General features: G+C 53.0%; 20 protein-coding genes and 1 other annotated feature. Of the genes, 11 read left to right on the top strand and 9 right to left on the bottom strand.

Annotated features, from left to right (window positions below; genetic code table 11):
• Positions 1 to 75: 75 nt before the first annotated feature.
• Positions 76 to 963: a LysR family transcriptional regulator gene (locus B5E84_RS01055; RefSeq protein WP_162612785.1), complete on the top strand. Its 888-nt coding sequence runs from the start codon at positions 76 to 78 to the stop codon at positions 961 to 963.
• A gap of 184 nt (positions 964 to 1,147) precedes the next feature.
• On the opposite strand, the gene B5E84_RS01050 is transcribed toward B5E84_RS01055, so the two are convergent.
• The 3 genes from B5E84_RS01050 to B5E84_RS01040 form a co-directional block, all read right to left on the bottom strand.
• A complete protein-coding gene (locus B5E84_RS01050) occupies positions 1,148 to 1,681 on the bottom strand; it encodes a methylated-DNA--[protein]-cysteine S-methyltransferase (protein WP_087217881.1) in 534 nt (177 codons plus the stop codon).
• Between the two features lie 90 nt (positions 1,682 to 1,771).
• Positions 1,772 to 2,041, bottom strand: a complete 270-nt coding sequence (locus B5E84_RS01045; protein WP_242963205.1) for an antibiotic biosynthesis monooxygenase family protein — start codon at positions 2,039 to 2,041, stop codon at positions 1,772 to 1,774.
• 17 nt (positions 2,042 to 2,058) lie between these two features.
• Entirely contained in the window at positions 2,059 to 2,757 is a 699-nt protein-coding gene (locus B5E84_RS01040) for a DNA-3-methyladenine glycosylase family protein (RefSeq protein WP_087217878.1), read from the bottom strand.
• Between the two features lie 340 nt (positions 2,758 to 3,097).
• Here B5E84_RS01040 and B5E84_RS01035 point away from each other — a divergent pair, with 340 nt between their 5' ends.
• Positions 3,098 to 4,048: a helix-turn-helix domain-containing protein gene (locus tag B5E84_RS01035; protein WP_087217876.1), complete on the top strand. Its 951-nt coding sequence runs from the start codon at positions 3,098 to 3,100 to the stop codon at positions 4,046 to 4,048.
• On the opposite strand, the gene B5E84_RS01030 is transcribed toward B5E84_RS01035, so the two are convergent.
• The 3 genes from B5E84_RS01030 to B5E84_RS01020 are packed head-to-tail and all read right to left on the bottom strand — an operon-like array spanning position 4,045 to position 6,820.
• The gene (locus tag B5E84_RS01030) at positions 4,045 to 4,818 is read right to left on the bottom strand and encodes an ABC transporter ATP-binding protein (protein ID WP_087217874.1); all 774 of its coding nucleotides are present in this window, start codon (positions 4,816 to 4,818) and stop codon (positions 4,045 to 4,047) included. The genes B5E84_RS01035 and B5E84_RS01030 overlap by 4 nt on opposite strands.
• A 1-nt stretch (position 4,819) precedes the next feature.
• The gene (locus B5E84_RS01025) at positions 4,820 to 5,701 is read right to left on the bottom strand and encodes an ABC transporter permease (RefSeq protein WP_087217872.1); all 882 of its coding nucleotides are present in this window, start codon (positions 5,699 to 5,701) and stop codon (positions 4,820 to 4,822) included.
• Positions 5,702 to 5,722: 21 nt separating this feature from the next.
• The gene (locus tag B5E84_RS01020; protein WP_204248522.1) at positions 5,723 to 6,820 is read right to left on the bottom strand and encodes an ABC transporter substrate-binding protein; all 1,098 of its coding nucleotides are present in this window, start codon (positions 6,818 to 6,820) and stop codon (positions 5,723 to 5,725) included.
• A 328-nt stretch (positions 6,821 to 7,148) separates the two neighbouring features.
• Positions 7,149 to 7,396, bottom strand: a binding site (T-box leader).
• 289 nt (positions 7,397 to 7,685) lie between these two features.
• On the opposite strand from B5E84_RS01020, the gene B5E84_RS01010 reads away from it, so the two are divergent.
• Entirely contained in the window at positions 7,686 to 8,207 is a 522-nt protein-coding gene (locus B5E84_RS01010) for a cysteine hydrolase family protein (protein ID WP_087217866.1), read from the top strand.
• 333 nt (positions 8,208 to 8,540) lie between these two features.
• Here B5E84_RS01010 and B5E84_RS01005 read toward each other — a convergent pair whose 3' ends face one another.
• Complete coding sequence (locus tag B5E84_RS01005; protein WP_087217864.1) at positions 8,541 to 9,455, bottom strand: LysR family transcriptional regulator; 915 nt, start codon at positions 9,453 to 9,455, stop codon at positions 8,541 to 8,543.
• A gap of 257 nt (positions 9,456 to 9,712) precedes the next feature.
• Between B5E84_RS01005 and B5E84_RS01000 the strand changes: the two genes are divergently transcribed.
• The 5 genes from B5E84_RS01000 to B5E84_RS00980 are packed head-to-tail and all read left to right on the top strand — an operon-like array spanning position 9,713 to position 14,053.
• Positions 9,713 to 10,885 (top strand): MalY/PatB family protein, encoded by a 1,173-nt coding sequence (locus B5E84_RS01000; protein ID WP_087217862.1) that lies wholly within the window; start codon positions 9,713 to 9,715, stop codon positions 10,883 to 10,885.
• A 13-nt stretch (positions 10,886 to 10,898) separates the two neighbouring features.
• Positions 10,899 to 11,246, top strand: coding sequence for a beta C-S lyase family protein (locus tag B5E84_RS00995; RefSeq protein ID WP_087217860.1), 348 nt, complete (start codon positions 10,899 to 10,901; stop codon positions 11,244 to 11,246).
• On the top strand, positions 11,243 to 12,097 hold the full coding sequence (locus B5E84_RS00990) for a MalY/PatB family protein (RefSeq protein ID WP_162612784.1): 855 nt from the start codon (positions 11,243 to 11,245) through the stop codon (positions 12,095 to 12,097). The genes B5E84_RS00995 and B5E84_RS00990 overlap by 4 nt, the downstream gene beginning before the upstream one ends.
• Before the next feature lie 8 nt (positions 12,098 to 12,105).
• Positions 12,106 to 12,597, top strand: a complete 492-nt coding sequence (locus B5E84_RS00985; RefSeq protein ID WP_087217856.1) for a hypothetical protein — start codon at positions 12,106 to 12,108, stop codon at positions 12,595 to 12,597.
• A gap of 40 nt (positions 12,598 to 12,637) precedes the next feature.
• Positions 12,638 to 14,053: a Na+/H+ antiporter NhaC family protein gene (locus tag B5E84_RS00980; protein WP_162612783.1), complete on the top strand. Its 1,416-nt coding sequence runs from the start codon at positions 12,638 to 12,640 to the stop codon at positions 14,051 to 14,053.
• A gap of 123 nt (positions 14,054 to 14,176) precedes the next feature.
• Here B5E84_RS00980 and B5E84_RS00975 read toward each other — a convergent pair whose 3' ends face one another.
• Positions 14,177 to 15,112 carry a LysR family transcriptional regulator gene (locus B5E84_RS00975; RefSeq protein WP_087217852.1) on the bottom strand — a complete coding sequence of 312 codons (936 nt, stop codon included), beginning with the start codon at positions 15,110 to 15,112 and terminating at the stop codon, positions 14,177 to 14,179.
• Between the two features lie 141 nt (positions 15,113 to 15,253).
• Between B5E84_RS00975 and B5E84_RS00970 the strand changes: the two genes are divergently transcribed.
• Together B5E84_RS00970 and B5E84_RS00965 are read left to right on the top strand one after the other, a co-directional pair.
• Positions 15,254 to 17,539, top strand: a complete 2,286-nt coding sequence (locus tag B5E84_RS00970) for a hydratase (RefSeq protein ID WP_087217850.1) — start codon at positions 15,254 to 15,256, stop codon at positions 17,537 to 17,539.
• Positions 17,540 to 17,683: 144 nt separating this feature from the next.
• Positions 17,684 to 18,601, top strand: coding sequence for an AEC family transporter (locus tag B5E84_RS00965; protein WP_242963203.1), 918 nt, complete (start codon positions 17,684 to 17,686; stop codon positions 18,599 to 18,601).
• A 211-nt stretch (positions 18,602 to 18,812) separates the two neighbouring features.
• Here B5E84_RS00965 and B5E84_RS00960 read toward each other — a convergent pair whose 3' ends face one another.
• The gene (locus B5E84_RS00960; RefSeq protein ID WP_087217848.1) at positions 18,813 to 19,667 is read right to left on the bottom strand and encodes a MurR/RpiR family transcriptional regulator; all 855 of its coding nucleotides are present in this window, start codon (positions 19,665 to 19,667) and stop codon (positions 18,813 to 18,815) included.
• Positions 19,668 to 19,926: 259 nt separating this feature from the next.
• Here B5E84_RS00960 and B5E84_RS00955 point away from each other — a divergent pair, with 259 nt between their 5' ends.
• The gene (locus tag B5E84_RS00955; RefSeq protein ID WP_087217846.1) at positions 19,927 to 21,297 is read left to right on the top strand and encodes an FAD-dependent oxidoreductase; all 1,371 of its coding nucleotides are present in this window, start codon (positions 19,927 to 19,929) and stop codon (positions 21,295 to 21,297) included.
• Positions 21,298 to 21,331: the final 34 nt, after the last annotated feature.

Here is a 21,331-nt window from a genome sequence, read left to right as displayed (position 1 = left end):
GCTGGTATAATGGGAATAAACACAAGATAAACCCCATCGAGACGGAGTCGAGATGGTACAATGGGGGGGAAAGACGTGGATTCCAAACAGATTCAGTACATATTAAAGGTGGCGGAATGCCAGAATATCACCCGGGCCGCGGAGCAGCTCTACGTATCCCAGCCGGCCCTCAGCCATTTTATCTCCAAGGTGGAGGAGGAGCTGGGCGCGAGGATTTTTAACCGGGGCACCAGCCCTCTGACCCTGACCCAGGCGGGAGAGCGGTACGTGAGGACGGCCCGGATGATGATGAGCCTGGAGGAGAGCTTAAAACAGGACATCGAAAACCTGCGGGACTGCCAGACGGGGGAGATCGTCCTGGGGCTGTCGGACATGAGGGCCACCTCCCTTCTGCCCTTTGTGCTGCCGGATTTTTCCCGCCTCTATCCCAACGTGAAAATCCGCACCGTGGAGTCCTCCAGCCGGGAGGTGGAGGAGAACGTGCGCCGTGGCGCGGCAGAGATAGGGATCATTCCCCTCTTTGACCAGGGGCAGGATCTGGCGTCCATGCCCCTTTACGACGAGGAGCTGGTGCTGGTATCGCCCCAGGATCTCCAAAGCAGCCGGGGATCTGTGAGAAACTGGGTTTCCATGGAGGACGTGAATGAGAAAGATTTTGTGGTACTGACCAGGGGAAACCGTCTGCGTAGGGCGGTGGACGCCATTTTTCTGGAGCACGGGGTCAAGCCCCGGAGCCTGTTAGAATCCTCCAACAACATGACCGTCTATATGCTGGCCACCGCCGGAATGGGCTTAGCCATCGTGCCGGAGAGCGTGGTGCGCATGATGAACCCGGTGCGGGTTCCCAAGATCTACTCCATCGGAAAAGCCGGATTCCACTGGAGCATCGGGGCGGTGTGGCGGGAGGATACGGCCCTCACCGGTGCCCATCAGCAGCTGCTGCGCCTGCTACAGAACCGGTAGAGCGGTATCTGTGACAGGATCCTATTTGATCAATATTTATCAGTAGGATCATAAGATCACACCCTGAGAACCTGCGGATATATCAAAATTTGCCAGGCCAATCCGACGCGTGTTCGTCGCGTCGAATTGGCCTGGCGGCTGAAATGTCCTATTTTTATGAAACCAGCGGTTTTATCCCGGTATTTTAAGGTGCCGTGCTGTGTTTCGGCACAAAGTATTCCTTTTTCCATGCGCCTTCTAATTTGAGAAGTTCGATCTTTTTATCAATTCCTCCGGCGTATCCCGTCAGGCTACCGCTGCTTCCCACCACCCGGTGACAGGGGACAATAATGGAAATTTCATTGCGCCCCACAGCGCCTCCAACCGCCTGCGCGGACATCCGTTTCAGCCCGCGGCTGGCAGCGAGCTGCTTGGCGATTTCTCCATAGGTCGTGGTCTGCCCATAGGGAATGGAGTAGAGGATTTCCCACACTTCATTTTGAAAGTCCGTGCCGGTAAAATGGAGCGGCACTTTAAAATCCGGCTCCCTGCCGGAAAAATAGATGTCAAGCCATGTTTTTGCCTGTTTCAATACGGGTAGTTCCTTTTCTTCGTGCTCTTTGTCCAGATAAAGGGCGAAGTATTTCTGCCCCTCAAACCACAGGCCGGTTAAACCGATTTCATCTGCGGCCAGCAGGATGGTTCCCAGGGGGGACGAGTAATGACTAATGTACTGCATATGATTCCTCCATGTCAAAATATTGATTGGAATCCCGGGGGGCCTGTAAACGGTCCTGATCCGTATAGGAGCGGATTTCAGAGCAGACAGTTATTTTATAACTTTCAACAGGTTTTCCCGTCCTTCCTTCTGGCTCATGCGGTGCTGCATAACATTTCGCCAGCGTTCCACCGCGTTTTCATCCGTCCACACGTTCATGGACAGCAGCTTTCCATCCTCATTCAGGCTGGAAAACCGTTCTGCCCGGATAAAGCCCTCAAAGCCCGCCAGCATTGGTTTCAGCATAGCGGCAAGGTCAAGATATTTTTTCATTCCGGTTTCTGTGGGTTTCACTTCAAATAAAACAATCACGTTTGCCATGTTTTCTCCTCCTGTTTTTAAAGTTCCCGGTTCGCACCGCCTTTGTGGCCGGCTCTCTTTTTTCCTGTCCCACGGCCGCTCTGTTTCTTCGGCGCTCTGTCCTTCATGTCCGGAATGGCGCCGCCTGCCACAGCCCATAAATACAGGCTGGCAACGCTGCCGTAAGGAGTGAACCGCCTGCGGTATTTTTCAAACAATTTGCGGTCGATGGTCCTGTGGTGGTAGACCATGCGCAGCCCCCGCTGGATTGCCAAATCATCAAAACTGAAAATATCAGGCCGCTGCAAACAGAACAGCAAAATCATTTCCGCCGTCCATACTCCGATGCCTTTCAAAGAGGCTAAGGCTGCAATGGCCTCACTGTCCGGCAGCCGGGAAATATGCTCTAAATCAAACTCTCCGTTCTGCACCTTTTCCGCAAAATCCCTGATGTATTCCGCTTTGCGAAACGTCATGCCGAGGGACTGCAATGCTGCAAGATCAGCCGTCGATACAGTGGCGGCGTTTATTTCCCCAAACCGGTCTTTCATGCGCTGCCAGATGGTGGTCTGCGCTTTTGTGGAGATTTGCTGTCCGATGATGTGATGAATCACAGAGGAGAACAAATCGTCGTCCGCCTCCCGGTCAATATGGCCGATGGTCTCGATCACTGCGCCTAAAACCTTATCTTTGCGTTTCAGATACTCTGTTTCTTTGTCGCCGTATAAAAAATACAATTCATTCCCTCCTTGCCGCCTTGACCGTTTCTTCCGGAAATATTATGATGTAGGGGGCAAAAGGTATTTTAACCCCTATGATACCGGATTGCTTCACATTACGTGCTCCCGCAATCCTGGGAAACATTCATAATCCGCTCCTTTTTCTACGAAAAATGGCTGCTTATGAATGTTTTTGGCGGGTCCCAAGGTCAAAAATCCTCTTGCGAGCAAGCTTACATCGGATTTCCGACCTTTTGACCCTGGTATCATATTATAATTTTATCATAAAAAAATGGGATAAACTATGAAAAAATCGCCCAATACTATCGTAAAATTCCCAAAAGAGAGAGCTGTGGTCATGAACAGAGATGCTTATACGAACTCGGTCAATTTGAATATCAACACGGATTTTCCCTATCTTGTCCTGGAGGTGGCGGGAGATCAGTCCGCTCCCCGAACCCCTGGGTTTCAGGTGATGCACTGGCATGAGGATTTCCAGTTTATCTATGTGCTGGACGGAATCCTTGAGGTGCGGACCCTTGACGGTTCGGTTCAGATCAATGGGGGAGAGGCAATTTTTATCAATCAGAATGTGGTGCATTTGGTAGAGCAGATCAGGGGCTGTCATTACAACAGCTTTATTTTCCCGGCGTATTTTCTGGAATTTTATGCCGGAAGCCCTGCGAAGGAGTTTGTGGACCGCGTGGCTGCCAATGACCGCCTTCCCTTCGTCCGCATTGCCTCCGCGGATCCGTGGCACGGGGAGATAACGGAACGCCTGCGGCAGCTGGCAGAATTGGAACGGAATAAGACCGATTTTTATGTGTATGAGGTGTTGGTTCTCCTTTCCACGATCTGGCTGGTGATGCAGAAACATATTGCGGTTCCTCCGAAACAGAAGGAACAGGGGATTTCGGTTCGCATGAGGAAAATGCTCCGTTTCATTGAGGAACACTATGGAGAGGATCTTACGCTGGCAGACCTGGCCGCAAGCGCGAATATCAGTAAATCGGAGTGCTCCCGCTGCTTTAGGCTGTGTGTCAATACGACGCCCTGCCGGTACTTGACAGAATACCGCTTATCAAAGGCCGCGGAGCTTTTGGCGGGAACCGATGAGCCCGTGGGCAATATCGCCGCAGCCGTGGGTTTTCATCAGATGAGCCATTTTGGAAAATGCTTTAAAGAAAAAACGGGTTGTTCTCCAAAGGCGTACCGGGAGAGGAATCAACAGTGCCCATCCGCCGGAGGTTTTTCCGTCATAGGGAACGCAAGTTCCCCACTAAGACAAAAAAAGGAGTGGGAAACCTAGTTTCCGCACTCCACGCTGATTTCGTTGAACAGAGCCAGGAGATCCTCCGTGTGGGTCTCCTGTTTTCGTTCTCCCGTTTTGTCTAAGATCACCTTTCCCTGGTGCATCATCAGCAGGCGGTTTCCGTAGTCCGCCGCGTAGCGCAGGTTGTGGGTGACCATGATGGTGGTGAGCTTTTTCTCCTCCACAATGCGGCCGGTGAGTTCCATGATGGTCTCCGCCGTCTTCGGATCCAGGGCCGCCGTGTGCTCGTCTAAAATGAGGAATTCAATGGGGGTCATGGTGGACATGAGCAAGGCCATGGCCTGGCGCTGTCCGCCGGAAAGCACCCCTACCTTCACGTCCAGCTTATCTTCCAGTCCCAGCCCCAGCACCTTTAAGCTGTCCCGGTAGTAGTCGATCCGCCGTTTGTCCGTGCCGGGACGGAGGTTGAAGGATTTTCCCTTGGTGTCTGCCATGGCCATATTTTCCAAAATGGTCATGGAAGGGCAGGTGCCCATGGCGGGATTCTGGTACACCCGGCCGATGGTGCGCAGCCGCCGGTGCTCCGGCATTTTTGTGATGTCCTTTCCGCCGATGGAGATGGTGCCGCTGTCCACGGGAATGCTGCCGCAGATGATGTTGAGCATGGACGTTTTTCCCGAACCGTTGCTCCCCACCACGGACACGAATTCCCCGTCGCCGATGGTGAGAGAAAAATTTTCAAACAGGCACATCTCGTTTACGGTGCCCTGGTTGTAATATTTGTTGATGTTGGTAAGCTCCAGCATATCAGGCCGCCCCCTTCTTTTTACTCTGGTTGCTGATGACCAGGATGATCAAAAACAGCGCCGCCGTCACAAACTTCATATAAGAAGTCTTGAAAATGCCGATGGCCATGGCCGCGGCGATGCAGGCCTTGTAGAGAATGCTTCCGATGATCACCGCCGTGGTGGTCTTTAAAAAAGAGGCCCGCTTAAACAGCTTGGTGCCGATGATGACACTGGCCAGGCCGATGACGATGGAGCCGGTTCCCGTGGAAATCTCGAAAAACCCCTGTTTCTGACAGTAGACGCTGCCGGAGAGGGCCACCAGGCCGTTTGCCAGGGCCAGGCCGATGATCTTTACAGTGCCCTTGTCCTTGGCTAAGGAGGTCACCAGGGTGTCATTGTCCCCGGCGGCCCGCAGCAGGTAGCCGGAGCGTGTCTTTAAGTAGGCGTCCAGCAGCAGTTTCACCGCCATCACCACCACGAAGGAGATGATGGTCACGGTGAAATCCCCGGCGGGGGAGGAGAGGAGCGGGGCGGTGAGGCCATTTTCAAAAATGGTATCCTGGCCGAAAAACGCCAGGTTCGCCCCGCCGGCGATGGCTAAGTTGATGGAATAGAGGCCGGTCATGACGATGATACCGGAGAGCAGATCCACCACCTTCAGTTTCACATGGATGAGTCCCGTGACGATGCCTGCCAGCACGCCGCAGACAAAGGAGATTCCCAGGGCCGCGGGGGAGGGAACGCCAGCCAAAAGCAGCGCCGCCGTCACAGCCGCCCCCATGGGGAAGGTGCTGTCTACGGACAGGTCGGGGAAATCCAGGATGGAATAGGTGATGTACACCCCCAGAGCCAGGATGGCGTAAATAAGACCTTCTTCTAAAATACCCAGTATGATGGACATAGGACTGACCTCCGTAATGTATTAGTTGGTGATGGAATCAAACATCTCCGCCGCGGAGGAGGTGAGTTCTTCCGGAAGGGTAATTCCCAGGTTTTCCGCCACTGCGGTGTTGCCGTAGAAGGACGCCTGCTCAATGATCTCAAAGGGCAGCTCTGACGCCTGGGCCTGGCCGGTGAGCACCTGGGCCGCCATGTGGCCGGTCTGCTTGCCAAGCTCGATGTAGTCCAGTCCCATGGAGGCCAGGCAGCCGATCTTCACCTGCTCCACCTCGCTGCCGAATACGGGGATGCCTTTTTTGTTGGCTTTATCTAAGATCATGGGCAGGGAGCTGACTACGGTGTTGTCCGTCAGGTTGTTTAAGCAGTCCACCTTCTCTAAAAGGTTGTCGGTGGCCAGAGGGATGTCGGCGGCTCCGGAGACGCCGGTTTCCACGATCTCAAAGCCAAATTCCGGGGCTGCGGCCTTGTACTCCTCTAAGGTAGCCTGGGAGTTGACCTCGCTGGTGCTGTACAGGATGCCGATGGTCTTGGCGTCAGGAAGGATTTCCCGGATCATCTGCAGCTGTTCCTCCACCGGGAGCTTGTCGCTGGTGCCGGTGATATTTCCCACCGGCATCCGGTCTTCCGTGGCCAGCATTGCCAGAACCGGGTCGGTAACGGCGGTGTAGATGACGGGAACGTCCGCCCGCTTGGTGGCGCCGTATGCTGTCTGAGCCATGGGGGTGGCGATGGCACAGATCAGATCCACGTCCTTGGACATGAAATTGCTGATGATCTGGGTGCCCATGCCGCCGTCTGTGTTGGCGTTTTCATAGAGAACAGTCAGGTTTTCCCCCTCCACGATGCCGGCCTCCGCCAGCCCCTGCAAAAAGCCCTCCCGGCAGTTGTCTAAGGAGCCGTGGACGGCAAACTGGCCGATGCCGATGGTGTATTCCCCGTCCGCCAGGGCGGTTGCTCCGCTGTCAGATGCCGCCTGGGTATCGCCGGCTGCGGCGTCTGTCTCTGCGGCCGTGGTTTCCGGGGCGGCGCTGGTGGATGTCTGGCCGGAGTTTCCTCCGCAGGCGGTCATGGCAGTTGCGGTCATGGCGGTGATCATAAGGGCTGCGATTGTTTTCTTCATCATAGTGGTTTCCTCCGTTTGATAAAATTTTTTATTTAACAGGAAACTGCGTTTCCTGTTAAATAAGAATGCTCCGCAAGGAGGCGCACTCCGCGCAAAGGAATATGGCTGCTGGCGCAGCCGCGCTCCGGCGCGAGTGTGCGCCAAGCGCACACTTTTTTACAAAAGTTTTGTTAGACGGAAGGAAGTGGGGGAGAGGGGCTGGGGCGGAGGTTTTTGCGCGGGGATACGGATTGCTTCGTGCTGCGCACTCCCGCAATCCTGGGAAACATTCATAATCCGCTCGTTTTTCTGCGAAAAACAAAAAGTCCCAGGCATAATTACTTATGCCTGAGACGAATTAACCAATCCGCGGTGCCACTCAAACTTGACTGAAAAGTCCACTTCTTTCATATACTAACATATATGCCGCCTTGATAACGGTCGCGGTTTCCGTCGGTCCATACTGTCGGTCTGCCCGGTTCAGGACCGCCCTCGAAAGTCCATTCAGCCAGCCACGCCATACCGTGCTCCCACCAACGCACAGCTCTCTGAGATCTTGTGAAAAGGCTTACTCCTCTTTCTCAACGGTTTCTCTTTATGTTTTTCTTATCCTAATACGAAATGGGCCGTTTGTCAATCCCTTTTTTCCCGCCGGATGGCAGGCTGGCCTCCAGTCTGCCGTTTTTCCAGGCTTTTTTCCGGCTTTTTCCGGAGCCTGGGAACGGTTTTTCCGGGTGGAACGGCCGGCTGGGGCTGGTATGTTCGCGTGGATTTTCGCAGATTTTCGCGGGAACCGGCTGCCCGTCTTGAACCGGCCGCCCTCCTGTGCTAGAATAAAGAACGAAAAATATGGTAAACATAGGAATACAAAGGAGAATGATCTGTGAAACGGTTATTAGTAGTAGTGGATATGCAGAACGATTTTATTGACGGAAGTCTGGGCACCAAGGAGGCTCAGGCCATTGTGGGGCGGGTGGAGGAGAAGATCCGCCAGTATGAGACCGACCGGGAGGGAGAGGTGGTGTTCACCCTGGACACCCATTTCGCCAATTATCTGGAGACCCTGGAGGGAAAACGGCTGCCGGTGCCCCACTGCGTGAAGGACACGGACGGCTGGAAACTGCATCCGTCTTTGGAGGGCTATGCGGGGAAACGGTATGAGAAATCCACCTTCGGCTGTGTGGCCATGGCCAGGGATCTGGAGAAGGGAGAGTATGAGAGCGTGGAATTTGTGGGCCTGTGCACCGACATCTGCGTCATCGCCAACGCCATGATCCTGCGCACCGTATTCCCCGGCACCCCCATCACCGTGGACGCCTCCTGCTGCGCCGGCGTGACGCCGGAGAGCCACAGAAATGCCCTGGAGGCCATGAAAGCCTGTCAGATTGACATTGTGGGAGAGTAAACGGATATGACCGCTCACGCGGTCATCATCAATCATGAAAGCCAGATGGCTCCACGCCTACGGCGTTCCCGCCATCTGCCGACGGTATTCGAAATCCGGGCTGTCGCCCTCCTTTCTCATGCCGTCTTGCCCGTCTGATGCCGATATATCTGTGCGCACAAGCGCGCCCATCTATATCGCCGCCATCCGGGGCTTTCCGGGGAAATAAAAAACGGTAAGGGTTTTGGCGGGCGGATTTTTCAGAGTTTATGGTTGCTTGCCGAAAAAGGCAGAAGACGGATGGTTTCCATCCGGACCTTCTGCCTTTTTCGATTTATAAACGCAGGATAAAAGCTATGTTTCCCCATCCCGCAATAAGGATTTTATCTCATTGTGAAACGTTGCGCGCAGGTATTGATCCAATAAAGAGATTAGCAGCTTGATGGGAGTTTCTTTTTTATCCCCTTTCGTCAAATAGTAAATAATCCTGTTTGGAGGGGCATCAGAAATGGAATATACATGAGCGCCCTTGCTTTCCAAGTACCTCCCCATGGCGGCGGGAACGACCACCCATCGTTCATCCAGAAGAAAACATTCCAGTAAAGACACATCTTCAAGAAACACCACAGGGGATATGCGGTTGTTGAAACGGTCAGAATGCCAAAATTTGAATTCGTTGTTCCACGGCACATAGATTTCCTGTTCCGGTTTCAGAGAACGGGCCAAAACGCCCCCGTCTTCCACCGGCAATTCCTGATAGGAGGCAATCACAAAGGATTCTGAAAAAGCCGGTTTTGTGAAAATCCCATGGGCATTTTTGTGAATAAAGTCCTGCTGCTCGATAAATGCCAGGTCATAAAGCCCCTGCTCCATATATTGATAGGCGTCTTCTGAAAATGCGTTGTAGAGACGCAGGCGGAATTTGTGAGAAAAAAACTCAGGAAATACAGGCGCCAGTAAATAGCGTCCTACGCTGTTTACCGCCGCCACGGAAAGTAATTCCCGTTGTCCGGAAAAAGAAATGGAGTTTGTTTCTTCCAAAAGCAGCTGCCATTTCCACGCAATTCGGTAGAATTCCCTGCCCTGTTCCGTGAGCTGAACGGCACGGTGGCCTTTTTGACGCACGATGAGAGGATAGCCTAATTCCTGCTCCATGTATTGCAGGCGCCGGGTCAGAGCCGGTTGAGAGATGAAAAGATTCTGGGCAGCAACGGAAAGGTTTCCGTATTTTACAACAGCTAAAAATGTCTCAATATCTAACAGGGTCATTTGATTCCGCTCCTATTCCTGGCTGTTTCCAAGGTCAGACATTCTTCCGCAGGCAGACATTTCGCCGGATTTCCAACGTTTTATTCCTGGTAGTTTCATTATAAAAGATGGCTCCCCTCTTTTCAATGAAAAAAATATGTTTAAAACTGATATTTAATATAGAGTACCGGCATTTTTATTTGAAATGTGAATGCTATATACTATAGTCATCGAAACGGTGATGCAAAATAAATAAAAAAATGGAGAGGAGAAAGGGTATGAAATACAATTTTGACAAAACTTTGGATCACAGGTATAACCATTCTTATCGGTGGGAGCAGCCGGAAGGACGGGAGGATGTTTTAGGGATGGGAACGGCAGATCTGGACTACACTTGTCCGCCCTGCGTAAAGGAGGCCACCCAGCTGGTCTGTGAAGAAAACACGTTTAATTACCGGAAAAAACCGGATTCCTACTATGCAGCCGTCATGGACTGGTTTAAGAGAAAACATCAGATGGATGTAAAACGGGAATGGATTCGGGAACTTCCGAGCACGATTGGCTCCATCCGGCTGGCGCTGGGAGCATACTGCCGTCTGGGAGATTATGTGCTTATGCAGTCGCCTTATTTTACTCCGATCAAGGCGGCCATCGAAGGGGCCGGATGCCATTTCTTAACCAACCCGATGATCTTGAAAAATGGCAGATATGAACTGGATCTGGAGGATTTTGAGGAGAAAATACGGACATACCGTCCGTCAATGTTCATTTTAGTAAGCCCACAGAATCCCACCGGCCGGGTGTTTACTCTGGAAGAATTGCAAAGGATGGTGGAGATCTGCGACCGGTACAAGGTTATAATTTTGTCCGACGAGGTACATTTTTTAATTACATACGATGGACATAAACATATTCCGATTATGGATGTATCAGAGACAGCGAGAAAAATTTCCATTCAGCTTTTCAGTTTCAGCAAAGGATTCAATATGATGAGCCTGCCTTATGCGATGCTGCTGATCGCGGATGAAGGGCTGAGAAAACGCTGGGATGATTATCTCATTCCCTACGATTTCCACTATGCGGTCAATTCCTTCAGCATCGCCGCCGTCACAGCGATTGCTGCGGGAGGGGGAGATGAGTGGCTGGAGGAGGCAAATGCCTATTTAAAGAGGAACCGCGATCTGTTTGCAGAACTGGTTGAAGAAAAACAGCTTCCCCTTATTCCGTTGAAACCGGAAGCCGGTTTTCTTTATTGGATTGACTGCAGAAAAACGGGAATCGAACCGGAACAATTAGGAAAAGTCTTTTTAGAAAAAGCGGGAATCAGCTTGAATAACGGGTTGGATCACGGAGAGGAGGGGAGAGGCTTTATCCGGTTGAACTTTGGCGTTACGGAACAGGTGCTTCGGGAAGCGGTGGACCGTATGGAAAAAATGTTTTGCGCCAAGTGAGGAGGAACGCGGTATGAGTTATCAGTTTGACAGTCATATGGACACGGGCAATTTGAGCAGGAAAAAGTGGGAATACGAGATAGAGCGCACGGGATTTCAGGATTTGCTGTCGTTTGGCACAGCGGATATGGATTATCACAGCCCGGAACCTGTTTTGGATGCAATCAGAGGAGTTGCAGATGCCGGTCATCTCGGCTATCCCCATATCCGGGACAGTTATTATCAGACCATAGAGCAGTGGCTGGAACGGCTTGCTAGCTGGAAAATCAATGGAAAAGAGTCCGTTACGCCTCATGTGGGGATTTACATGGCCTGCATTACAGCCATGGACGCCTTTTCGGAACCGGGAGAGACGAGGTGATTATCCAGACGCCGGTTCACGCCCGCTTTACCCAACTTGTAAAAGATAATGGGAGAGTGCCGGTCAGCAACCCATTAAAAGTTGTGGATGGCCGGTATGAGATGGATTATGAGCAGTTGGAGAGGTGTATTACGGAGAAAACAAAAATCTTGTGGATCTGCAATCCTCATAATCCGGTGGGACGGGCATGGACCGCGGCGGAGCTACAACGTCTGGGAGATATTTGCCTGAGTCACGGAGTGTATATTTTGTCAGATGACATTTATTACGGAATGGTATATTCCGGTGTCTCATATACCCCAATCGCCTCCCTATCCAAGGAGTTGAGTCAGATTTCAATTACCTGTTATTCGCCTAGCAAATGCTATAATACCACAGGGGTAAATCAGTCATTTACCATCATTGAAAATCCGCAGATGCAGGAAAAATATAAAAAGTCACTGCATAAGACAGACTTGGATTACGCCATCAATATTGTTGGTTTGGCGATTACGGAGGAAACCTGTAGCGGTTCCTGCGATGGCTGGTTAAAGGATTTTATGGTGTATGTAAAGAAAAACCATGAGTATTTGACAGAATTTGTGAAAGAACAAATGCCGGGAGCGAGTGTGGCGGAGGCGGATTCTACATATTTTGGATGGATTGATATGAGAAACCTTCATTTGCCGTCTGAAAAAATCGCAGACGCCTTTTTGAACGAGGGACACATTCTGGTAAATGACGGAGCTGCCCTTGGAACCGGAGGAGAGGGGTATATCCGCATGAATTTGGCCTGTCCCAGAGATACACTGGAAATGGGACTGTGGCGAATGGCAAAGGTATATCGTGATTTATGCGCGGGAGAGGTTTAAACGCATCTATGAGGAATCAGATATGGGCCTGCGCACTAAATGGGATACTATTCGGTCTTATAAAACTGTTTTATGAAATCGTACCGGCGCCGATGGCGGAGCTTTTATACTGCACGTTTCTGGGGTTTACCGTCACTTACGCTGTGGGAGCGGAGTGGAAGAAGGCTGGACATTATGTATGCAGTCTGGCTGTGGGCCTTATATGGGTGGCGGGATATGTGGGATTGGAAATGGTCTTTTGGCAGTTTCCCCTGCAGGCGGCAATCTCAAGGGCAGTGAGTTTTGGAGTGGTCAGTTTTGTCATAGAAGGAGCGAACCTGTTTTTTCTTCCAAAGACAAAAGGTGCTGTAGTTCCCCTGCAATTTGCGGTGGTGATAGGCGTATTTTCGCAAAAATGCAGGCATATTCCTTATGTTTTAACGGCACTTTTCATCGGAGTAGCTGCAGCGCTGATTTCCAAACAGATATATAAGTATTTTTTGCCGGTAAAAAAGAAGTGACAGCGATACTTTAACGATTATGTATAGGAGGGAACTTAGTATGGAAAAAACGAAAATCAGGCCGTCATTTGGCTATGCTATGATTACCATGGGAGCGCTTGTGTTGTTTGTTGTATTAGCGCTGCTGGTGTTTCAGATTCCAATTATTATTACATTGTTTTTTTCCTGGATTCTTTTGACGCCGTTCGCGGTGAAACTGGGATATTCCATTGCGGATGTGGAAGAAACCATATATGAAATGATTAAGTCCTCTGCCAGTATGTTCGCACTTTTGCTCTCCATTGGATGTATGGTTGCGATCTGGCTGTGCGCGGGAACCGTTCCCACACTGATTTATTGGGGATTAAACCTGGTAACGCCGAAAATGTTTCTCTGCCTGGCGTTTCTGTTTTGCGCGGTGCTGTCGATTCCCACAGGAACCTCCTGGGGAACCATGAGCACAGCTGGAATTGCCATGCTGGGCGTGGGAATGGGATTAGGTATCAATCCGGCTATGGTGGTCGGCGCTATTGTGGCTGGTTCTCACGTGGGAGATGCCCTTTCCCCGGCATCGGATACGCCACTTTTGACCGCGTCATCCTGTAATGTTCCCTTGATGGAACATTTAAAACACAATTTAAAGTTAATTCTTCCGGCAGTGGGAATTTCCGCGGTTTTATATGGCGTTTTCGGATTCGTTTTTATAGACAATGTGATGGATCATACGACGCTGAATATGATTTCCACAGACCTGAAGAATACGATGAATCTGGGCGTAATTACTTTAATTCCCCTGGTTGTGGTGATTGCATTGCTGGTTATGAAACAGTCCGCCCTGACGGCAATTCTCGCGGGAAGTGTAGTTGGAATGGTGATTGCCGTCGCTTATCAGGGATTCAGCATCAGTGAAGTCGGAAACTTCATGTCAACGGGATTTGTGATTCAGACGGGAAATGAATATCTGGATCCGATTCTGAACCGGGGCGGAGTGAGTAGTATGCTGGAGTTGTTAAGCATGATCATCGCCTCTTTGGGCATGGGCGGAATTCTGAAAGGGACTCAGATCCTGGATGTAATTGTGGAGTCCTTCAGCAAGGTGATCAGCACAAGATTTGGCTTGACTACGGCATCTGCCGTGGGATGCGTGCTTTGCCTGGCGGTGGTATCCACAAACTACTTTTCCATTATTTTAAACAGCACTTTGATGACGCCGCTCTATAAAAAGCTGGGCTACCGGCCGGAGAACGCGTCCAGAATTGTCAACAATTTAAGTTGTCTGCTGAGCCCGTTTGTCCCTTGGGGACTGGCCGGTGTGTTTGTGGCGGCCACCTTCGATATTAACGTAGTTTCCATAATTCCATATGCGTTTTTCAATATTGTGGCATCGGTTTTATGCTTGGTCTATGGATACACGGGATTTACCATGACAAAGTATACGCCGGAGGAATGGAAACAGATGGAAAATACGGCGCAGTAATGCAGTTGCGGAAACGTTTGAGGGAGAATTGTGAGAGAGTAACATAAGGGGAAATCCGGTACAGGGGCCAGCGAAAGGTTTGGCCCCTGTAGTTGTTGTAAAATAATTCCGGGTAGAAAAGGGCTACAGCCCCTCGTCCCCTCCGCACCGCTCCCGCACCATGGAGAGAAAGATTTCCCCGGCCCGGGACAGGTACGCCCCCTTGGCGGTGGCGATGCACAGCTCCCAGAAGGCCCCGTACCGCTCCGGGATGGAGTAGTAGTCCGGTTTCTGGCGCAGGAAAGGGATGCGGGAATACTGCTTTGGCAGCAGGGTGAACCCCATGCCCTCGGCGCAGAGGAGCTGGATAGTCTCAAAGCTTCTCAGAGAGAGGAGGATTTCCGGCTGGTGGATGCCCGCCCGGCTTAAGAGAGAGTCGGCGATCTGCCGGATCCGCTGTCCCCGGCGCACCATGAGAAGGGGCTGTCCCTTCAGGTGCTTGAGATCCAGCTCCGGGTAGTCCCCGTCCCGTTTCTTCGCCTGAGCCCCGATGGGATGGCCTTGGGGGGCCACGATGAGGAAGGGGTCCCTGGAAAGGAGCTCATAGGACAGGCCGGAGGCGTAGGTGTCCTTGGGGGCGTGCATAATGGCAAAATCCAGGTCCCGCTTGGCCAGCTTGTCCTCCAAAACATTGGAGGTTTCCTCCGTCACCAGGCATTCCACCCTGGGAAATTTCCGGTGGAAGTCAGGCAGCACCCGGGTGAGCACGCTGGTGCCCAGATGGCTGGTAATTCCCAGCTGCAGCTTTCCCGTTTTCAGGTCGTTGATGTCGCTGATTTCCCGTTCCAGGCTCTCGTACAGGTTGAGAATGCGCACGGCGGTCTCGTAGTACCGCTCCCCGGCGTAGGTCAGAATGAGGCCGCCGGGCGTCCGTTTGAACAGCTCTGTCCCCAGCTCCTGCTCCATCCGTTTCACGTACTGGCTTAAGGAGGGCTGGGAGATGAACAGCCGCCTGGCGGCCCCGGAAATGCTCTTTTCCTCGGCGATGGTTTTTACATAGATCAGTTCTTTGTCTGTCATATCGTCACTCCATATCATTTATCCTATAAGGGTCATCATAGATATAGTATTTGTCTTATATGCAATTCCATTATATAATAAGGACAACAAATTGAAAAGGGGAATCGAAGATCCCCGCCAAAAATGTTCGGAGGTATTAGTATGGTGAAATTGTATGAAGGCGGCGCGTACCTGGTAAACCAGACGGAGCTGGTGCCGGAGGCGGAGGCCGCAAGAGTGGAATCTCTCACGGGAAAAGCAGTGACCAAGGAGGAGGCGAAAAAAGGAACCATCGCCTATTCCATCCTGTCCGCTCACAATACGTCAGGAAATATGGAGAACCTGAAAATCAAGTTTGACGCTCTCACTTCCCACGACATCACCTTTGTAGGCATTGTGCAGACGGCAAAGGCATCGGGAATGGAGCGTTTCCCCATCCCCTACGTGCTCACCAACTGCCACAACTCCCTGTGCGCCGTAGGCGGAACCATCAATGAGGACGATCATATGTTCGGCCTGTCCGCGGCGAAGAAGTACGGCGGCATCTACGTTCCCCCCCACATCGCTGTCATCCATCAGTACATGAGAGAGATGATGGCCGGCGGCGGGAAAATGATCCTGGGCTCTGACAGCCACACCCGCTACGGTGCCCTGGGCACCATGGCCATCGGCGAGGGCGGCGGAGAGCTGGTAAAACAGCTGTTAAAGGACACTTACGACATCGCCTACCCCGGCGTGGTAGCCATCTATCTGGACGGAAAGCCTCAGCCCGGCGTTGGTCCCCAGGATATTGCCCTGGCCATCATCGGCGCCGTGTTTAAGAAGGGCTATGTGAAGAATAAAGTGATGGAGTTCGTAGGCCCCGGAATCTCCCACATGACCACGGATTACCGCAACGGCGTGGACGTTATGACCACGGAGACCACCTGCTTATCCTCCATCTGGAGAACGGACGAGGACACCAAGGCCTTCCTCACAGAGCACGGCAGAGGAGAGGACTTTAAGGAGTTAAATCCGGCGGACGTGGCCTACTACGACGGCGTGGTTTACGTGGATCTGAGCACGGTGAAACCCATGATCGCCCTTCCGTTCCACCCCAGCAACACCTACGAGATCGACGAGTTAAACGCCAACCTGGAGGACATCCTTCACACCGTTGAGGAGGAGGCGAAACGGATCGCAGGCGGCCGCGCCGACTTCACCCTCATGGACAAGATCCGTGACGGAAAGCTCCACGTGCAGCAGGGCGTCATCGCCGGCTGCGCAGGCGGCAACTACACCAACGTCATTGAGGCGGCTCACGCCTTAAAGGGCGGCAACTGCGGCTGCGGCGAGTTCTCCCTGGCAGTGTACCCGTCCTCCCAGCCGGTATTTATGGATCTGGTGAAGAAGGGAGCCATCGCCGACTTAATGGAGGCCGGAGCCATCATCCGCACCGCCTTCTGCGGCCCCTGCTTTGGCGCCGGAGATACCCCCTGCAACAACGGCCTCTCCATCCGCCACACCACCAGAAACTTCCCCAACCGGGAAGGCTCCAAGCCGGGCAACGGCCAGATGTCCGCAGTGGCCCTTATGGACGCCCGCTCCATCGCTGCGACGGCGGCAAACGGCGGCGTGCTCACCTCCGCCCAGGCCTTCGACTGCTGGGGCGACGTGCCGGAGTACCACTTCGACGACACCGTATACCGCAATCGGGTATACTTTGGCTTTAACAAGGGCCAGGAGGACGCGTCCCTGGTATACGGTCCCAACATCAAGGACTGGCCGGAGATGGGAGCCCTCACGGACAACATCCTCTTAAAGGTCTGCTCCAAGATCCTGGATCCGGTGACCACCACCGACGAGCTGATCCCCTCCGGCGAGACGTCCTCCTTCCGTTCCAATCCCCTGGGACTGGCGGAGTTCACCCTGTCCCGGAGAGATCCGGAGTACGTGGGCCGTGCCAAGGAGGTCGCTCTTTTAGAGAAGGCCAGAACCTCCGGAAACGGCGCCGAAGAACTGGTGCCCGTATTTGAGAAGATCCGCACCATTCCGGGCCAGGAGAACGTGAAAGCGGAGGAGACGGAGATCGGCAGCATGATCTACGCCGTGAAACCGGGCGACGGCTCCGCCAGAGAGCAGGCAGCCAGCTGCCAGAGAGTGTTAGGCGGCCTGGCCAACATCTGTAAGGAGTACGCCACCAAGCGCTACCGCTCCAACGTGATGAACTGGGGAATGCTCCCGTTCCAGATGGAGGAGGAGCCGGAGTTTGAGGTAGGAGACTACATCTACATGCCGGGCATCCGCAAGGTGCTGGCGGAAGGCCCCACAGACCGCATCACCGCCTACGTGGTAGGAGCGGAGGTGAAGGAGATCACCCTGTACCTGGCCGATATGACGGATAACGAGAAAGAGATCGTAATGGACGGCTGCCTCATCAACTTCAACCGCAACCGTGCGAAGAAATAAGACTGGTTTTTCTGCGAGAGTGTGCGCTGCGGCGCACACTTTTGCGTTATAGGAGATGTTTGCAGCGGGAAAAACCGTATTGACGGCGGCCCCGTTTCGTTCCATACTATAAAAGACTACGAAAGACCAAAAGGACGGAACATCATGATTAACTTTGACAACCTTTTTGAAATGCAGGGAATGCTGTTTTCCCTGATGATTGTAGGAGCGTTTTTGACCTGGCGGGGCGTGATCCGCCCGGAAGGGCAGAAACTGCTCACCGATCTGGTGATGGACGTGACGCTCCCGGCCAGCATCATCCGTTCCTTCCAGATCGACTTTGACCGGAATATTCTGGAAAGCTGTCTGGCCATCCTTCTGGTGGCGGCCGCCATCCAGGCGGGAACCTTTCTCTTAAGCGCTGTGCTCTACCGCCGCACAGGGGATGTAAAACACAAAAAAGTGCTCCAGTACGCCACCATCTGCTCCAACGCCGGGATTCTGGGAAATCCCATCGCGGAAGGGGTATTCGGCAGCCTGGGCCTCCTTTACGCCTCCATCTACCTGATCCCCCAGCGGATCTTCATGTGGTCGGCGGGGCTGACTTATTTTACGGAAAGCCCCAGCAAAAAGGAGCTGGCAAAAAAAGTGCTCACCCATCCCTGCATCATCGCTGTGGAGATCGGACTGGTGCTCATGCTTTCCCAGACCAGGCTCACCGGCTTTTTAAACGCCACCGTGAACAGCCTGGCCAGCTCCAATACCGCCGTGTCCATGCTGCTCATCGGCTCCTTCCTGGCGGGGGTAAAATTCCGCTCCATGTTTCAGTGGACGTATTTCTACTACGGGGCGATCCGCCTGGTGGGGATTCCCCTCCTGGTCTATCTTCCCTGCGCCGCCCTCCGGCTGGATCCGGTGGTCACCGGCGTCTCCACGGTGCTGGCGGCCATGCCCGCGGCCAGCTCCTGCGCCATCCTGGCCTCTAAATACCAGTGCGACGAGGTATTCGCCTCCAAATGCGTGGTGTTCACCACCGTGCTCTCCATGGTGACCATTCCGCTGTGGTGCATTTTCCTGGCGTAAGGGCCGGGACGGAAATAAAAAAGTGTGCCTCCTTGCGGAGCATTCTTGTTTAACAGGAAACGAAGTTTCCTGTTAAATAAAAAAAGACAATGAAACATCAGGCCTGGCCTTCTGGAACAATCCCCGGAAGGCCAGGCCTGATGTTGTTTCGTTGTCATATCCGCTTTTTTCCTCCGGACGCCTGCCGGAACCCATTTTCCTCCGGAATCCTTTAATACTCAAAGGCGTAGGTATCCGCCGTCTGCATATTGTTTAACAGGGCGTCGCTGCTCAGCTTTTTCTGCCGCAGGCCTTTGTCGCTCTTTAGCAGGGCGCTGTAGAGGATGTCCGTGACGTAGAGGTACATCAGGCTGTTGGAGAACACGATGGAATTGTTGGCGGCCAGCTTGTCCGACACGATAAATTTGTAGTCGGAGAGATCCCCCAGCTTGGGAGAGTCCACACTGGTGATGGTGAGATTTTTCCCGCCCCGGTCGATGGAGGCGCTGGCCGTCTGGTAGATGTCCTTCATCATGATGCTGCGGGCGATGAAGATGGATAAGTCCCCGGAGGAGATGCTGTTGGCCTGCAGGGCCATCCCTAAGGGATCCGTAAACTCTTTCGCCCTCAGACCCAGCATTTCCAGCTTGAAACGGAATTCCCTGGCGATGAAAGCGGTGCTGTAAAGACCGAAAATATTGATGTTTTTCGCGGAGCGGATCATCTCCGCGGCGCTGAACACGGTGCGCTCATCCAGCATGGCCGCCGTGTTGTTTAGCATACTGCGGTAGTCCGTGGTGATGGACGCGATGAAATTGCTCTGGGCGGAGGCTGGTTCCCCCACCATACTGTTATAGAAACTCTCCTGGGCCAGCGCGATCTTTAATCCGTTGAACCCTTTGTAGCCCAGCTTTTTGCAGAACCGGTTGATGCTGGCCTCTGACGTGCCGGTTTCCTCCGCCAGCGCCGTGATGGTGGTGGTGAGGATCTGTTCCGCGTGGTTGATGACGTACTGGCTGATGGTGTTTTCGCTCACAGTGAAGTTGGGCTGCATGGAGATGATTTTGGAAACGACTGCCGATACCATAAATTCCTCCTTGATTGTATACAACTCCAGTATAGCACAGGTCGGGGGTATTTGCAAAGAATGAGAGAAACTGAAAAATAAAATCATATATATTGACAGCTTATGAAAATAATGATAGTATAAATTCATAAAAACTGCGGCTTGAATCGAAAATATTTCATAAAATAATACAAATTATGAAATGTGACGATGGAAAAAGTGATTTACAATGAAAAAACTATTCAAAATCACTGCCGCAAAACGGAAGAAAGGAGCAGGTATGAAAGAGGTTATCTACGACGAGACGTGGGACGTGCTCGTAGCCGGAGGCGGAGTTTCCGGTTCCATGGCAGCCATCGCGGCGGGACGCCTGGGGGCGAAGGTGCTGGTGGTGGAAGAAACCGGCTATCTGGGCGGCGCCCTCACCGGCTGCGGCGTGGGCCCGATGATGACGTTTCACGCGGGGGAGAAACAGGTCATCCGCGGCATCATGGAGGAGCTGGTACAGCGGATGAAGGACCGGGGCTACTCCACCGGCCACATCTATGACACCATGCAGTACATCAGCTACCTGACCCCCTTTGACTCAGAGGGGCTGAAACTGGTGCTGGATGAGATGGTGGCTGAGGCCGGATGCCAGGTGCTGTTTCACACCTTCGTGGGAGAGGTGGAGAGAGAGGGCAACCGCCTTCGTTCCGTCACCGTCTGCAACAAGGACGGCCTTCACCGGATGTTTGCCAAAGTATTTGTGGACGGCACGGGAGACGGGGATTTGGCAGCCTTTGCCGGCCTCCCCATGACCAAGGGACGGGAGTCTGACGGAGCAGCTCAGCCTATGACCATGAATATGAAGTACATCAACGTGGATACGGAGGCCATCAAGGAGCACATCCGCACCCACATCGAATCCTTTTCCAGGCATCAGGGAAAAGAGGAGTTGATGGACACCGTCTGCCGGCTTTCCTTCTGCGGCTTTCAGGAGGAGTTCCGGGCGGCGGACGAGAGAGGGGAGCTAGACATCAAGCGGGAGGACGTGCTCTGCTTTGAGACCAGCCGTCCAGGGGAGTACATTGTAAATACCACCAGGATCCTGGATCACGACGGTACCGACGCGGTGAGCTTAAGCGACGCGGAACAGGTGGGACGGCGGCAGTGCTGCCAGCTGGACCGGTTCCTGCGGGCCCATGTGCCCGGGTTTGCCAACGCGGTGCTGGAGTTTACCGGGCCGCGGGTGGGAGTGCGGGGATCCAGACAGCTGGTGGGGGCTTACACCCTGACAGCGGAGGACATTTTAAACCGGCGGGCCTTTTCCAGCGTGATCGCCCATTCCGCCTACCCCATCGACATCCACAACCCCAAGGGAGTGGGGACGGACAGCCATTTCCTCTCGGAAATGGGGACCTACTACAGCATTCCCTATGAAACCCTCTACAACCGGGAGGCGGAAAACCTTTTGGTGGGCGGCCGCTGCATTTCCGCCACCTTTGAGGCGGAGGCGGCCATCCGCACCACTCCCACGGCGGGAGCTTTGGGCCAGGCGGCAGGCGTGGCGGCAGCTCTGGCGGCCAGAGGAAATGGAGACGTGACAGCCCTGGATGTACGGGAAATTCAGAAATGCCTGCGGGAGCAGGGCGCGTACCTGGATCTTTGATCCGCGATCATGTTATCAAGCAAAGGAGAGAATA

The organism is Lachnoclostridium sp. An14, assembly GCF_002160755.1.
GTDB lineage: Bacteria > Bacillota > Clostridia > Lachnospirales > Lachnospiraceae > Lachnoclostridium_A.
Note: the sequence above shows the minus strand (reverse complement) of the source record. Positions and strands in the feature narration are given on the sequence as shown.

What these genes read in the sequence shown, in the direction of transcription:
- B5E84_RS00955 (WP_087217846.1), top strand. Translation starts at nt 19,927, where the DNA reads ATGAAAGAGGTTATCTACGACGAGACGTGGGACGTGCTCGTAGCCGGA.
- B5E84_RS00970 (WP_087217850.1), top strand. Translation starts at nt 15,254, where the DNA reads ATGGTGAAATTGTATGAAGGCGGCGCGTACCTGGTAAACCAGACGGAG.
- B5E84_RS00995 (WP_087217860.1), top strand. Translation starts at nt 10,899, where the DNA reads ATGAGTTATCAGTTTGACAGTCATATGGACACGGGCAATTTGAGCAGG.
- B5E84_RS01045 (WP_242963205.1), bottom strand. Translation starts at nt 2,041, where the DNA reads ATGGCAAACGTGATTGTTTTATTTGAAGTGAAACCCACAGAAACCGGA.
- B5E84_RS01020 (WP_204248522.1), bottom strand. Translation starts at nt 6,820, where the DNA reads ATGAAGAAAACAATCGCAGCCCTTATGATCACCGCCATGACCGCAACT.
- B5E84_RS01025 (WP_087217872.1), bottom strand. Translation starts at nt 5,701, where the DNA reads ATGTCCATCATACTGGGTATTTTAGAAGAAGGTCTTATTTACGCCATC.
- B5E84_RS01000 (WP_087217862.1), top strand. Translation starts at nt 9,713, where the DNA reads ATGAAATACAATTTTGACAAAACTTTGGATCACAGGTATAACCATTCT.
- B5E84_RS00960 (WP_087217848.1), bottom strand. Translation starts at nt 19,667, where the DNA reads ATGGTATCGGCAGTCGTTTCCAAAATCATCTCCATGCAGCCCAACTTC.
- B5E84_RS01005 (WP_087217864.1), bottom strand. Translation starts at nt 9,455, where the DNA reads ATGACCCTGTTAGATATTGAGACATTTTTAGCTGTTGTAAAATACGGA.
- B5E84_RS00985 (WP_087217856.1), top strand. Translation starts at nt 12,106, where the DNA reads ATGAGGAATCAGATATGGGCCTGCGCACTAAATGGGATACTATTCGGT.
- B5E84_RS00975 (WP_087217852.1), bottom strand. Translation starts at nt 15,112, where the DNA reads ATGACAGACAAAGAACTGATCTATGTAAAAACCATCGCCGAGGAAAAG.
- B5E84_RS01030 (WP_087217874.1), bottom strand. Translation starts at nt 4,818, where the DNA reads ATGCTGGAGCTTACCAACATCAACAAATATTACAACCAGGGCACCGTA.
- B5E84_RS01050 (WP_087217881.1), bottom strand. Translation starts at nt 1,681, where the DNA reads ATGCAGTACATTAGTCATTACTCGTCCCCCCTGGGAACCATCCTGCTG.
- B5E84_RS01035 (WP_087217876.1), top strand. Translation starts at nt 3,098, where the DNA reads ATGAACAGAGATGCTTATACGAACTCGGTCAATTTGAATATCAACACG.
- B5E84_RS00965 (WP_242963203.1), top strand. Translation starts at nt 17,684, where the DNA reads ATGATTAACTTTGACAACCTTTTTGAAATGCAGGGAATGCTGTTTTCC.
- B5E84_RS00980 (WP_162612783.1), top strand. Translation starts at nt 12,638, where the DNA reads ATGGAAAAAACGAAAATCAGGCCGTCATTTGGCTATGCTATGATTACC.